The 13,445-nt window shown below is 44.2% G+C and carries 13 protein-coding genes; all 13 read right to left on the reverse strand.

The genetic code is table 11. The features are described 5' to 3' along the window. Positions 1 to 2 precede the first annotated feature (2 nt). A complete protein-coding gene (locus tag M0R36_03030; GenBank protein ID MCK9554775.1) occupies positions 3 to 266 on the reverse strand; it encodes a hypothetical protein in 264 nt (87 codons plus the stop codon). Positions 267 to 414: 148 nt separating this feature from the next. Next, entirely contained in the window at positions 415 to 2,196 is a 1,782-nt protein-coding gene (locus M0R36_03035) for an NADH-dependent [FeFe] hydrogenase, group A6 (protein ID MCK9554776.1), read from the reverse strand. A 26-nt stretch (positions 2,197 to 2,222) separates the two neighbouring features. Further along, positions 2,223 to 3,383, reverse strand: a complete 1,161-nt coding sequence (locus M0R36_03040; GenBank protein MCK9554777.1) for an SLBB domain-containing protein — start codon at positions 3,381 to 3,383, stop codon at positions 2,223 to 2,225. A gap of 10 nt (positions 3,384 to 3,393) precedes the next feature. Further along, positions 3,394 to 3,882 carry an NAD(P)H-dependent oxidoreductase subunit E gene (locus tag M0R36_03045; GenBank protein ID MCK9554778.1) on the reverse strand — a complete coding sequence of 163 codons (489 nt, stop codon included), beginning with the start codon at positions 3,880 to 3,882 and terminating at the stop codon, positions 3,394 to 3,396. Between the two features lie 272 nt (positions 3,883 to 4,154). Beyond that, positions 4,155 to 5,654 carry a [FeFe] hydrogenase H-cluster radical SAM maturase HydG gene (gene hydG / locus M0R36_03050; GenBank protein ID MCK9554779.1) on the reverse strand — a complete coding sequence of 500 codons (1,500 nt, stop codon included), beginning with the start codon at positions 5,652 to 5,654 and terminating at the stop codon, positions 4,155 to 4,157. Positions 5,655 to 5,684: 30 nt separating this feature from the next. After that, positions 5,685 to 5,936 (reverse strand): iron-only hydrogenase system regulator, encoded by a 252-nt coding sequence (locus M0R36_03055; GenBank protein ID MCK9554780.1) that lies wholly within the window; start codon positions 5,934 to 5,936, stop codon positions 5,685 to 5,687. A gap of 132 nt (positions 5,937 to 6,068) precedes the next feature. Continuing rightward, complete coding sequence (locus M0R36_03060; GenBank protein MCK9554781.1) at positions 6,069 to 6,449, reverse strand: response regulator; 381 nt, start codon at positions 6,447 to 6,449, stop codon at positions 6,069 to 6,071. Further along, complete coding sequence (locus tag M0R36_03065; GenBank protein ID MCK9554782.1) at positions 6,450 to 6,962, reverse strand: NAD(P)H-dependent oxidoreductase subunit E; 513 nt, start codon at positions 6,960 to 6,962, stop codon at positions 6,450 to 6,452. 14 nt (positions 6,963 to 6,976) lie between these two features. After that, positions 6,977 to 8,758 (reverse strand): NADH-dependent [FeFe] hydrogenase, group A6, encoded by a 1,782-nt coding sequence (locus M0R36_03070; protein ID MCK9554783.1) that lies wholly within the window; start codon positions 8,756 to 8,758, stop codon positions 6,977 to 6,979. A gap of 25 nt (positions 8,759 to 8,783) precedes the next feature. Further along, positions 8,784 to 10,589, reverse strand: coding sequence for an NADH-quinone oxidoreductase subunit NuoF (gene nuoF / locus M0R36_03075; GenBank protein MCK9554784.1), 1,806 nt, complete (start codon positions 10,587 to 10,589; stop codon positions 8,784 to 8,786). Positions 10,590 to 10,607: 18 nt separating this feature from the next. Continuing rightward, the gene (locus M0R36_03080; protein ID MCK9554785.1) at positions 10,608 to 10,964 is read right to left on the reverse strand and encodes a (2Fe-2S) ferredoxin domain-containing protein; all 357 of its coding nucleotides are present in this window, start codon (positions 10,962 to 10,964) and stop codon (positions 10,608 to 10,610) included. Further along, complete coding sequence (locus M0R36_03085; protein ID MCK9554786.1) at positions 10,965 to 12,806, reverse strand: cache domain-containing protein; 1,842 nt, start codon at positions 12,804 to 12,806, stop codon at positions 10,965 to 10,967. Beyond that, the gene (locus M0R36_03090) at positions 12,803 to 13,441 is read right to left on the reverse strand and encodes a redox-sensing transcriptional repressor Rex (protein MCK9554787.1); all 639 of its coding nucleotides are present in this window, start codon (positions 13,439 to 13,441) and stop codon (positions 12,803 to 12,805) included. The genes M0R36_03085 and M0R36_03090 overlap by 4 nt, the downstream gene beginning before the upstream one ends. Positions 13,442 to 13,445 lie beyond the last annotated feature (4 nt).

The raw sequence follows: 13,445 nt of genomic DNA on the forward strand, positions 1-13,445 counted from the left end.
ATCTACTTGTCTTTCAGGCTCAACTCAACCATCTTTGCCTGAACTCCTTCCAGAAGATTGAGTTTCCTGGCAAGTTCATCCTTTTTCTGTTTCTGGCCTACAAGTTCCAGAATAATCAAACCGCTGTTTGAACAATCATCAAGCAGCCCATCATGTATCCCGAGCCTTGTTTTTATCATGCAGCCCCACTCGGTAAGGATTTTCTGAGCCGTAACGGCGGATTCTTTCCTCTTATCAATCAGCACTATCAATAACGTCTTATCCATAAACCATTCCCCCCTTCCATAACATATATATCAATACCATAAATCAAAAGATTTTCCCACAAGTTTTAGGAAGGCCTGCGTTTTCCCGAAGTGAACAGAGTGAACCGCATCCGTATTCGGGAAACGGTCCGGCTGCCTGCAGATTGTATTATTTCACTTTATCAAATCTTTTTCTCTTTAGATAATGCGTATGCAGAAGTTCATGAGCCTTATGGCTGTTCGGCTTTTCCAGAAAATCCTCATAAAGTTTTTTTATCGCCGGGTTCTCATGGGATTTTCTTATGGTCATGGATTCATCTTCTTCATAAATCGCCCTGGCGCGGGCTTTTCTGATTTCGGGGCTTGTGGGGATAGGCTGGCCTCCACCGCCCAGGCAACCTCCAGGACACGCCATAATCTCAATAAAATGATACTCGGCTTCGCCGCTTCTCACCTTATCCATCACTTTCTTCGCGGCGCTTAATGAATGAGCAACCGCAACCTTGACTTTTGCTCCTTCGAGAAACTTATACTCTTCCTTTACGCCTTCTATAGTTACTTCCGCCTCTTTCACATCTTCCATTCCCCGGACAGGGGTAATATCCAGATTCTTAAACGGAATTTCCCTGCCGGTCACTATTTCATATACAGTCCTCAATGCCGCTTCCATAACACCTCCCGTAGCCCCGAAAATTACGGCGGCTCCGGTAGATATACCGAAAGGATTATCATATTCCTCAACGGGCATATCTTTCAGGTCAAGGCCGGCCATTTTCATCATTTTCGCAAGCTCGCGCGTGGTAAGGACATAATCCACGTCCTTGTACCCGCTGGCATTCATCTCAGGCCTCTCCGCTTCATACTTTTTGGCAACACAGGGCATTATGGAAACTGTTATCATTTTGGCGGGATTTATACCTTCTTTTTCCGCAAAATATGTTTTGGCAAGCGGCCCGAACATCTGCTGCGGACTTTTACAAGTGGATACATGCGTCAAAAGCTCGGGATAAAAATGCTCTATATATTTAATCCATCCCGGTGAACAGCTTGTGGTCATGGGCAGCAATCCCTTTTCCTTGTTTACAAGCGTCCTCTTAAGCCTTGTAAGAAATTCCGTCCCTTCTTCAATAATGGTAAGATCCGCCGTAAACTGGGTATCAAAAATCTTGTTAAAACCCAATCTTCTTAATCCGGCGACCATTTTTCCTGTGACTCTTGATCCGGGTTCCATCCCGAATTCTTCCCCGAGAGCAGCCCTTACCGCGGGCGCTGTCTGGACTACGACATATTTATCCGGATCCGCCAGGGCGTCCCATACGGGCTGGACGCATGATGTTTCGTAAAGCGCGCCGGTGGGGCAGCGGTTGATACACTGTCCGCACATAGTGCAGGAAGTGTGCATAAGCCCCTGATCGAAGAAAGTCCCTATGTGTATATCACTGCTCCTGCCGACCGGTTTCACCGCGTGGACACCCTGCAGCTCTTCGCATGTACGGACACATCTTCCGCACATAATGCATTTATCAGGGTCTCTTGTAATAGAAGGGGTTATTTCAAGCGCTCCGGTTCTTTTGCCTTTTTTAGGGAAGGGTAATTCTTCAATGCCGTATTCTTCGGCAAGTTTCAAAAGTTCGCAGTTGTTGTTTCTGGGACAGGTATAACATTCCCCGAAATGGCTGCCCAGAAGAAGCTGTATGTTCATTTTCCTGGCTTTAATCACCCGGGGAGTGTTTGTCCAGATTTTCATCCCGTTTGAAGCCATAGCCGTGCAGGCAGTCTGTAATGTTCTTGCTCCATCCACATCTACAACACAAATTCTGCAATTGCCGGCAAGACATAAGTCGCTGTGGTAACAAAGCGTCGGGATTCTTACACCGTTTTTTCCCGCAACTTCAAGAATAGTCTCCCCCTGAACCGCTTTGCATTTCTTCCCATTTATATAAATATCCATTAGAGCTTTCTCCTTTCAAATCCTATTTAAGACAATAACTCTTTTTTAAAATTGTCAAGAATGCTGATAAAAGCATTCGTGGATGATTGACCGAGGCCGCATTTACTTGTAAGTTTCATGCAATTGGAAATATCACGGAGATTTTTTAATTCCTGATCCGTAATTTTGCCGTTTTTTATCTTTTCAACGGCATCCACAAAATATTTGGTTCCCTCTCTGCACGGAGTACACTGGCCGCATGATTCATCAAGGAAAAACTCCATGAAATTTTCCATGACATCAATCATTTTTCTCGTTTTGTCGAATACGATAACAGAGCCGCCGGTGGGAATATCTTCAAACGATATTTCCCTGTCAAACTGTGACTCGGGAATCACTATTCCGGACGCTCCCCCGATATCCACGGCTTTCGTATTCTCGGCTTCCACAAGTTTCAGCAGGTCTTTTACCTTCATGCCAAAGGGGATTTCATAAACTCCCGGTTTTTTCACATCCCCGGAAACACTGACCAGTTTTGTCCCCGCTGATTTTTCTGAACCAATGTTTTTAAACCACTGCGCTCCCCCGGTAACGATATGGGGTATATTGCAGAATGTCTCGACATTACTTACCAGGGTCGGGTGGCAGAATAACCCGCTGCTCACCGGAAACGGCGGTTTATTCTTGGCTTCGCCTCTTTTTCCTTCAAGCGATTCAATAAGCGCTGTTTCTTCCCCGCAGACATAAGCTCCGGCTCCCAGAGCTATCCTTATATCAAAATCGAAATCAGCGCCGAGTATTTTTTCGCCGAGAAGATTATTTTTCCTCATCCCATTAAGAGTATTTTCAAGCCCGGCTTTCAGATATTCATATTCGCCCCGAAGATAAACAATGCCTTCTTTCGCGCCTATCACGTAAGCGGTTATAGCCATTCCTTCAAATACTTTTTCAGGGACAGTTTCAAGTATTACCCTGTCTTTAAAAGTACCCGGTTCCCCTTCATCGGCGTTGCATACAACATACTTTATCGTGTCAGCCGCCGCCCCGCACAAATACATTTTCAGCCCCGTGGGGAACCCTGCTCCGCCCCTGCCTTTGAGGCCGGAATCTTTAATCATATCGGTAATTTCCGCCCTGTTTATCTCAAAAGCTTTTTTCAAAGCTTCGCCCTGTTTTCTTTTTTCAAGCACAAACCCTGCTGCCGGCATAAATATCCTCCTATTTATTTTTATAAGACCTGATAATTTCCTTTGCTTTCTCAGGCGTAAGTTCCGTATATACTTTATCGTTTATCAGCATCGCGGGCGCCTTGTCGCACATACCAAGACAATTAGCCCTTTCAAGGGTAAATCTCATATCTTTAGTGGTGCCGCCGAATTTTATCCCGAGCTCATCTTCTATTGCCTCGACTATCTTATCGGCATTTTTTAATTTGCAGGATATTGTTCGGCATATCCTGATTTTATACTTCCCGCTTTTTTTCACGGGCAGAAAAGCATAAAACGAAGCGACGCTGTAAACCTCATTGGGGTCAACACCAAACCGTTTGCCTACCTCCACTGCCATAATATCATTCAGGTACCCGAATTTTCTTACAAGTTCCTCAAGGACACAAAGGAGATTTTCCCTCTCTAAATTTGTTTTCGAAAGAATATTATCGAGTTCATTAATTATTTCTTTTTTCGATATTTTCGATGAAACTGTCATTACTCCTCCATTTCTTATTGTGAATATTTTCACAATATATATTAAAAAAATTATTGGCAAAAAACTACAGTTTAAATAATCGAATAGTACCTTCAAGAAGAAAGTAAAGCCAGAGTATACATTAAAAGTACACCCATTTCAAGTAACTTATTCACAAAAAAATTTTAATTTTTTCGCGGTTTCGGAAAACCGCCTGAGGCAAAGGCGGGTATCTATACGGATAGATATGTCTTTTGTCCTGCGCGGTTACATCTCCCGCGCTTGCGTTAACTCTAAAAATAAAGGTCCCTTTCCCCTTTTTTAATCCTTTCATAATATTCAACCAGACGGGAATAAAAAGCAGGCACTTTTTCTTTTATCTCCCTGATTTCCTTTTCTATAACTTCCTCCCCCGCCCGCCGGGTTTCCTCACCGGCAAAATCATCAAGCCATTCCCTGAATGTAAGAACAGCGTTAAGCTTGCAGAACCTGCCCTCCTGCCCGCTTCTTAAAAGTTCCATAATGCATTTACCGGTCCTGCCGCATCTGTAGCCTGCGGTACAAAAAGAAGTTATATACCCCATCCGGGAAAATTCCCTTATAACCTCATCAAGACTCCTTGTGTCCCCGAGAATAAACTGCTGTCTTGCTTCTTCCTGTTTGTCATAACTCTCACTGTAAGCGCCTATTCCTATCCTTGTTGACGCATCTGTCTGTGTTACCCCCATTCCCAGTGTCGCCCTTCTTAACGCCGCGCTTTCCCTGGCGGTTATTATCATTCCGGTATACGGAATCGCCAGACGGATAACGGTAATGATTTTCTTAAAATCATCATCGCTTACCTTGAACCGCGTATTATCCGAAACAGGTGAATTTATCGCAGGTTCAATTCTCGGAAAAGATACGGTGTGGGGCCCTATCCCGAATTTTTTCTCCAGCTCTATCGCATGTAAAATAAGCCCGATTATTTCAAATCTCCAATCAAATAAACCGAACAGCACTCCGAGTCCGACATCATCAACTCCGGCTTCCATCGCCCTGTGCATTGAATAAAGCCGCCATTTATAATCCCCTTTCAGTGTATCCGAAGGATGCATTTTCCCGTATGCGCCGTGGTGATAAGTTTCCTGAAAAACCTGATATGTGCCTATCCCCACATCACGCAGTATTTTCAAGTCTTCCACGCTCATGGGCGCGGCGTTTACGTTAACTCTTCTTATCTGCCCGAAACCGTTCCTTGTCTTCACTTTCACGCCGTATATGCTCCTGATCGATTCCGCGATATATGCGGTGTCCGTCAGCGGATGTTCCCCGTAAACAGCGATCAGCCGTTTATGCCCTATCTTTCCCGCGAGAATTTCAGATTCTCTCCTTATTTCTTCCATAGATAAAAATCTTCTCTCGACAAGGTCTTTATTATCAGACTTGAAACCGCAGTAAAGACAGTTGTTGACACAGTAATTACCCGTATACAAAGGCGCAAAAGTGACAATCCTGTTGTCATAAACTTTTCGTTTGACTTCGGCGGCGGCAGCCCTCATTTCTTCCAGAAGGCTTCTGTCGTTAACATTTATGAGAGCCGCGGTTTCTTCAGGGGAAAGCGTTTTTATTTCAAGTGATTTCCTGATAATATCCCTGATCCTGGCCGGGTCGGGATCGGAATTTTCTTCCAGGACACCGAAGATTTTATTGTCATCGATAAAATCTTTACCTCCGTCCAGATATTTATCTATCTGATCGGTTCTTATCCTGTTTTTCATCCATGTTCTTACATCAGTATCCGCGCATTTCATCTGTCTCTCCTTTAATTGAACCGCCTGCCTTTATATTTTTTTCCCCAATGCCGATTTAACCGTTACCCCTTCGACAGAGCCGAGTTTTCCCGTCAGCGCCCCCATTTCATCCGTCGTGGCATCTACAATCAGAGTAATGACACAGCATCGCTTTTTCTCATAGGGCATCCCCGTCCTTGAAACTATAATACCGCCGTATTGTGAAAGTATCCTGTTAACCGGAGAAGACGATTTTTCCCTGTTTTCGATAATAATACCCACAAAACCCAGTCTTTTTTCCATAATCACCCCCGCATAGAAAAATCCCGGCCTGCCCCTAAGGTTAAGACCGGGATAAAATCAACTATCCGCTTTCCGGCATAACCCTCGGCATCAGGCGATAACACCCTTTCCTCAGGAAAATAAATCACTTATCTATATGTTTTCCTCAATTTTCTTTAAAAGGACTTCCGGTTTTATCGGTTTTTCCAAAACCGCTTTTACCGGCAGAAAATCCTCATTCGGCTCAAAACCGAAAGGCAGGCTCATTTCTTTCCTTATACCTGTGATCATTATCACCGGAGTGCCTTTTGTCGAACTTTCTTTCTGAAGTTTTCTGGCAATATCAAAACCTTCCGTTTTGGTTGCCATCATCACATCAAGAATTATCAAATCAGGCTTGTTATCCTTTGCCTGATTAAATCCTTCTGATCCGTTTTCAGCCGAAAACACTTCATAATTTTTTGTTTCCAGAAGTGTTTTTATAGCCTCGACAAAATCAACGTCGTCGTCAACTATTAATATTTTCCCGGACATTTAACCCTCCTTGCTCTTTTGGTCCCGTTTTCTGTAACCGTTTATTATCTCAATTATTTTCTGATTGGTCAATTCCCCATATATTTTATCATCTATCATAACAACCGGCGCAAGTCCGCACGCGCCAAGGCATCTTGCTTCATGCAGGCTGAAAAAGCCGTCTTCCGTCGTTTCCCCGATTCCGATTTTCAATTCCTTTTTAATTGTCCGGAGAATATCTCCGGCCCCCTTTACATAACAGGCCGTGCCCAGGCATATGGCAATACTGTGTTTTCCCTGGGGTTTAAGCTTGAAATAATGATAAAAGGTGGCAACCCCCCAAATATGAGATGTCGGAATATTCATAGTAAGGGCAATCTCATCCATAACTTCACGGCTTAGATACCCGAAAAGGTTCTGGGCCCGGTGAAGGACGGCGATAAGGTACGATTCGGGCCTGTCGGTTTTTTCAAGGACATCACCCATATATTTTTTGAGTTTCGCCATTCTGTCATTTTCCAAAGATGTCTGCATGCCTTTATCCTCTCCTATCTCGCGCGCACAAGCCCGCGCGGTATTATTCCTTTCGGTTCTTTCTTTTTATAATGGGTATGCAATATTTTATGGGAAAGTTCACTGAGCGGCCTTCCTAAAAATTCCTTATATAATCTCTGCACATCGGGGTTTTCATGACTTCTCCTGATAGTCCGGTTCCTGTCAAGGTCGTACAGCGCTTTCGCCCTTAACTTCAGGCATTCTTCATCAAGAGGAATGGAATTGGCGTCGGCATAAGGCTGTCCTCCTCCTCCCACACAGCCGCCGGGGCATCCCATAACTTCTATAAAATGATATTTCCCGGGTTCTTTTCTTGCTATGTCAAGAAGGTCGCAGGCATTTCCCAGGCCATGCGCTACAGCGACCCTGATTTCCTTCCCGTCCATTACGATTTTACCTTCTTTAATGCCTTTAAGGCCTCTTAATTCGTTAACTTCTATATCGAGAAGCGTTTCTCCGGTGTACAATTCATAAGCTGTTCTTATCGCGGCTTCCATAACCCCTCCGGTAGTTCCGAATATAGCGCCCGCTCCCGACGAAAGCCCCAGCGGATGGTCGAATTCCTCTCCTTTTATATTCAGAAAATCAATGCCGGCGGATTTAATCATCCATGCCGTTTCCCTCGTGGTCACAACAAGGTCGACTCCGTTTAAGCCGTTAATTTTAAGTTCGGGCCTCTGCGCTTCATATTTCTTCGCTGTGCAGCACATCACAGCCACACTGAAAATTTTCTCCGGCGCAGCCTTGATTTTTTCAGGAAAATGAGTCTTGAGAACAGCCCCCATCATTGACATCGGGGACTTGCAGGTGGATATATTCTCGATAAGATCGGGATAAAACTGCTCCATACATTTCATCCACGCGCTTGAACAGGATGTTATCATAGGAAGCCTGCCTTTTCCCTGCAACCTGTCCAAAAATTCGCTGGCTTCCTCCATTATCGTCAGATCGGCTGAAAACTGCGTGTCAAAAACATAATCAAAACCAAGCCGCTTGAGAGCCGCCGCAGTCTCTTTTTCTTTTGCCGTTCCGGGAGGGATGCCGAATGCCTCGCCGATGGCAGCCCTGACCGAAGGCGCGACCTGAGCCACCTTTATCAGGGATTTATCGCTCAATTTCTCAAAAAGTTCCTGGGTATAATTTTTCTCTATAAAAGAAGCTGTCGGGCATACATTGATGCACTGGCCGCATGTCGTGCACACACTTTCTGAAAAAGGCATGTTATATGCCGGCATCACCACTGTCTTAAAACCCCTGTAAGCCTGCCTCAGGGCATTCACCTTCTGTATCTCCGAACATATCCTTACGCATCTTCCGCATAAAATGCATTTATCGGGGTCTCTTACAACGGAAGGAGAGGATAGATCTTTATCGTAGCTCTTTTTTTCTCCTTCAAAATGCCTTTTTTTAATACCCATTGAATAAGCCAGTCGCTGAAGTTCGCAGTTTCCGTCCCTGTCGCATGTATGGCAGTCAAGAGGATGGTTATCCAGAATCAACTCCACGATATCCCTTCTCGCCCTTCTTATCTCCTGCGTATTCGTATGAATTTTCATCCCGTCGCTGACCGGATAAGAGCAGGAAGCGACATAATTTTTTAAGCCTTCAACCTGCACTATGCAAACCCTGCATGCCCCTTCTATGGAAAGTTTCGGATGGTAACATAAACGCGGAATGTGAAAACCCAGTTTGTCGGCCGCCTGCATCACTGTCTGCTCAGGTTCCACCCGGTAAGGTTTATCATTTATATATATCGTTATTGTCTTTTTTTCCATCTTGGCTCCTGTTTTTCAATAGTTATCATTTTTTATCAATCGCGCCGAATTTACATACTTCATAACACTGCCCGCATTTAATACATTCGGCTTTATCTATGACATGCGGAGTTTTAGGACTTCCGCTTACCGCTCCGGCCGGACAAATCCTCTTGCACGCGCCGCATCCAACACATTTATCGTTTATAACATAATCGAGCAGCAACCGGCATTCGCCGGCTCTGCATTTTTTGTGTTTAATGTGTTCTTCATACTCTTCCCTGAAATTGGTTAAGGTGCTTAAAACAGGATTGGGGGCTGACTGCCCTAAACCGCATAAAGAAGCTTTCTTTATCAGGTTCCCGAGACGCTCAAGCTTTTCTATATCTCCCTGCTCTCCTTTTCCTTCCGTTATGCGGGTAAGGATTTCAAGCATCCTCTTCGTTCCCTCTCTGCAGGGCGTGCATTTTCCGCACGATTCGTTCTGCGTAAATTCAAGAAAAAATTTGGCTATGTTTACCATACAGGAGGCTTCGTCTATAACTATCATGCCCCCCGACCCCATTATCGAACCGGCTTTGGCCAAAGATTCATAATCTATCGGAGTATCCAGATATTTTTCAGGCAGGCATCCTCCAGACGGACCTCCCGTCTGGACAGCTTTGAATTTTTTTCCGTTTTCAATCCCCCCGCCGATATCAAAAATTATCTCTCTCAGGGTCGTGCCCATAGGGACTTCCACAAGACCCGTGTTTTTAACTTTTCCCGCAAGCGCAAACACTTTTGTTCCCTTGCTTTTTTCTGTTCCCACCTTCCTGAACCAATCCGCGCTGTCCAGGATTATGACCGGCACATTCGCCCACGTCTCCACATTGTTTATCAGCGTAGGCTTTCCGAAAAGTCCGTTTACCGAGGGATACGGCGGCCTCGGCCTCGGCATTCCCCTGGACCCTTCAATAGAATGTATAAGCGCTGTTTCCTCGCCGCAGACAAACGCCCCGGCTCCAAGCCTTATCTCAATATCAAAAGAAAAATCCGAACCTAGTATATTTTCCCCGAGAAAACCGCTATCCCTTGCGTCTTTTATCGCTTTCTCAAGTCTTTTTATGGCAAGAGGGTATTCGGCTCTTATGTAAACAATCCCTTTAGCCGAACCTACCGCATATCCCCCTATAATCATTCCTTCGATTACAGTATGGGGGTCTCCCTCAATTGCGCTCCTGTCCATAAAAGCGCCCGGATCCCCTTCATCGGCATTGCAGATAACATATTTCTCATCCGATTTCTGATTTGCCGTAAATTCCCATTTCATGCCCGTAGGGAAACCGGCTCCCCCTCTCCCCCTCAAGCCCGAACGTTTTACTTCTTCTATAACTTTTTCAGGCTTCATATCCGAGAGAACCTTGGCAATCGCCTCATAACCTCTGAGCGAAATATAATCGTCAATGCTTTCCGGGTCTATTATCCCGCAGTTCCTTAATGTTATTCTCATCTGTTTGCCGAAAAACCCGACATCGCCGAACACTCTGAAAAACCTGTTGTACAGGTGGTCCTCATCAATGATAAGGCGTGAAACAGGTTTCCCTTTTACAAGATGGCTTTCCACAATCTCCGGAATATCCTTTTCAGTCACATGTCCGTATATGGTGTATCCGGGATTCACTATCAGTATAGGCCCTTTGCTGCACATTCCGAGACACCCCGATAAAATAATTCTTCCGTTATCCGAAAGACCTCTTTTCTCAAGCTGTGTTTCGATGTCGCGCTTGAGTTCCTTGGATTTGTTATGAATACAGCTCGGGCCGTCGCATAATGTAATAATAAAATTCTCTTTGCTCTTGTTTTTCTTCATAATAAATAAAACCCCGCTTTATTTAATAACCCATTCCTCAATGACTTCGCCTCCCTTAAGATGTCTTTCAATTATCTCACGGGCTTTTTCTTCATTAACTTTACCGTATTTAACAGGTATTTTCCCTTCCTCGATTACTTCGACTGTAGGCTCGAGATTACACCGGCCGGCGCAGCCTTTCTGGCTGAGATACACATCCGTCAGGCCTTTATTTACGGCTTCCTTAAACACTTCCATAACTTCCTTTGAACCGGCCGCGATTTCGCATGTCGCCATTCCCACATATACCCTCTTTGTAGACAGATACCCTTTTCCTATGATCCTGTTAATGGCTTCCGCCCTTTTTTTCCTTATAATATCTAAGGGTTTCATCATTTAAATCCCCCTTTCCATGCTGAATATGACCGAATTCCCTTTTTTGCCGGGTTCTATACTGACTTTTCCCCCGTGTTTTTCGGCTATCTGCATAGTTATGAACAACCCCAATCCCGTGCCCTGGACACGCCTGACTTCCGGCGCATCGAGCCTCGAGAACTTTTTAAACAGTTTTCCTTTTTCTTCTTCCGTTACCGGCCTTCCGTCATTATAGACGCTGATTTCCATCATATCGCCCTTAACTCCGGACGTAATAATTATTTTCCCGTCTTTGCTCCCGTATTTCACAGCGTTGCCTATTATATTATTCGCGGCCATCCTCAGTAAATCCGGATCTGCTTTTACCGTAAGGCCTTTTTCAATGTTATTGCTGATCTCGATGTTCTTATCGGCCGCCTGTTTGAGGAAATACTCGACCGAATCATCAAAAATATCTTCTTTGAGAAGAACCTCCGTCCTGGAAACTTTCATTTCACCTTTCTCAATCCTGCTCAAACTTAAATAATTTTTCACGGTGGCGGCAAAATAATCAAGATTCTTGCAAACTGAATCAAGCGCTTTTCTCTGCTTAAAATTAATCAATCCCAAAAAACCGTCCCTTACCGAATAAGCATTGAGCATGGTGGAAGACAAAATACCTTTCAGTTCATGCGCGACAAAACCGATAAGGTCAATATAACTTCTGTTCAGGGTATCCAGCTTTTCATTCGATACCTTGAGGCTTTTATCCCTCTGGCTCAGTTTTTTAGCCATCTCATTAAACGCTTCCGCAAGCTGGTTAAGCTCTTTTATCTTGGTCTGGGTGCCGACCCTGCAGCTTAAATCCCCTCCGGAAAATTTTCCCGTGCAGTATAAAACTTCCCTTACCGGCTTCGAAATGGATTCGGCAAGGATAAGTCCCAGGATAACAGCTATAAAAACCGCAATCAGAATAGCCAGGAAAAAGAATAAACCCACGTTTCTGAACAAATCCGCATAAGGTTTTTCCAGGATGCCTACATACAGCATGCCTATTATTTCCCCGTTAATATTCCTTATAGGTTCATATGCGGTTATATACCAGGCGGTGACTACAAAAGCCCTGTCAAACCACGAATACCCGTTTTTTATCACCTTTTCATAAACTTCTTTTGACACCCTTGTCCCTGTTGCCCTGTTTCCTTCTTTATCGGGAACATTTGTCGACACCCTGACATCTCCCTGAAAGATAGTGACCGTGCCCAAAGGCATACCCTTATACTGTTTATTCCCGAAAACAAAGCTTCTTATCCTGTCGACGACAGCGGTGTCTTTATTGAGTATCCTTCCTCCGTAAATGACCTTGTTAACCTTACCGGCGGAGGCAAAGAAAGGTTTTGCGTATTCTATTGCCATCACGCTGTCAAGAACAGTTTCTTCGGTAGGAACCGCCATCGGCGTATATAAAAGATCAATAGCGCACCTGCCGGCCAGATCCGCATCCATTTGTCTTAATTCTTTCCCGCCGATAATTCTTGTCCCGCCGCACTCTGTCCCGCCGAATGCCTTAAGCGCGATTTCGCTTTTCAGGCGGTTCTTAACTGTTATATCCGCAAGGAAAAGATAATCCAGCCCGAGTTTTTCCTTCAGAACTTCGAGATTTTCCTTTTCTTCAAACATATTAAAAGCAATTTTCAGTTTTTCTGTTTTTTCCTTGTAAACACTCCATGCTATTTTAAGGTCATTCTGGACCTGAGTCTGGGCCCTGTCGAAAATTTCAGTTTTAATAAGATAAAAACCTATAAAAGCGACAGCTATGCCCAGCGCGGTTATCACGGTCAAAAAAGAGATTATCAGGTTGCTTTTTAAGGTTTTTTTCTTCATTTGGGTTTTTTATCCGTCTTATCCATCGCGTTTACAAAATAAATTAAATTCTCGATTTCAAGTTCCAGATTAACATAATTCACTATTATGTCCGCGGGCGCCCTGAGGTTAATAGGCGCAAAATTAAGTATGCCTTTTATTCCGGAGGATATCATCATATCCGCAACCTGCTGGGCCGCGATATCAGGAACAGCCAGAACACCTATTTTCACCCCGCTCTTTTTTACAAAATCCTTAAGGCGCTCAAGAGATAAAACAGGCACTTCCGGATTCTCCCTGAACTTTGCGGGGTCTATATCGAATGCCGCTATTATCTTTATGCCTTCTTTTTCAAATCCTTTATATTTAAGCAGCGCATTCCCGATATTACCGGAACCGACTATTACCACATTCTGAAGTTCATTTTTGCCCAGTATCTCATTCAATTTTTCAATAAGGGCTTTCACCTGATACCCGCCCCTTTTATTGCCCGTTATTCCGAAAAGTGAAAAATCTTTTCTCACCTGCGCCGCAGTAACACCCACCGCTTCTCCGAGATTATCAGAAAAAACTTTAACAAAACCAAGTTTTTCAAACCTGTATAAGGCATTCTTGTATCTGGAAAGCCTTATTACACAATTCCTGTTGGAAGCCATTTAT

Source organism: bacterium (genome assembly GCA_023228325.1).
In the GTDB taxonomy this organism is placed as follows: Bacteria; Auribacterota; UBA6266; order UBA6266; family UBA6266; genus UBA6266.

Coding starts and splice junctions, on each gene's coding strand:
- M0R36_03030 (MCK9554775.1), bottom strand. CDS start 266: ATGGATAAGACGTTATTGATAGTGCTGATTGATAAGAGGAAAGAATCC.
- M0R36_03035 (MCK9554776.1), bottom strand. CDS start 2,196: ATGGATATTTATATAAATGGGAAGAAATGCAAAGCGGTTCAGGGGGAG.
- nuoF (MCK9554784.1), bottom strand. CDS start 10,589: ATGAAGAAAAACAAGAGCAAAGAGAATTTTATTATTACATTATGCGAC.
- M0R36_03040 (MCK9554777.1), bottom strand. CDS start 3,383: ATGCCGGCAGCAGGGTTTGTGCTTGAAAAAAGAAAACAGGGCGAAGCT.
- M0R36_03060 (MCK9554781.1), bottom strand. CDS start 6,449: ATGTCCGGGAAAATATTAATAGTTGACGACGACGTTGATTTTGTCGAG.
- M0R36_03045 (MCK9554778.1), bottom strand. CDS start 3,882: ATGACAGTTTCATCGAAAATATCGAAAAAAGAAATAATTAATGAACTC.
- M0R36_03070 (MCK9554783.1), bottom strand. CDS start 8,758: ATGGAAAAAAAGACAATAACGATATATATAAATGATAAACCTTACCGG.
- M0R36_03090 (MCK9554787.1), bottom strand. CDS start 13,441: ATGGCTTCCAACAGGAATTGTGTAATAAGGCTTTCCAGATACAAGAAT.
- M0R36_03055 (MCK9554780.1), bottom strand. CDS start 5,936: ATGGAAAAAAGACTGGGTTTTGTGGGTATTATTATCGAAAACAGGGAA.
- M0R36_03085 (MCK9554786.1), bottom strand. CDS start 12,806: ATGAAGAAAAAAACCTTAAAAAGCAACCTGATAATCTCTTTTTTGACC.
- M0R36_03080 (MCK9554785.1), bottom strand. CDS start 10,964: ATGATGAAACCCTTAGATATTATAAGGAAAAAAAGGGCGGAAGCCATT.
- M0R36_03065 (MCK9554782.1), bottom strand. CDS start 6,962: ATGCAGACATCTTTGGAAAATGACAGAATGGCGAAACTCAAAAAATAT.
- hydG (MCK9554779.1), bottom strand. CDS start 5,654: ATGAAATGCGCGGATACTGATGTAAGAACATGGATGAAAAACAGGATA.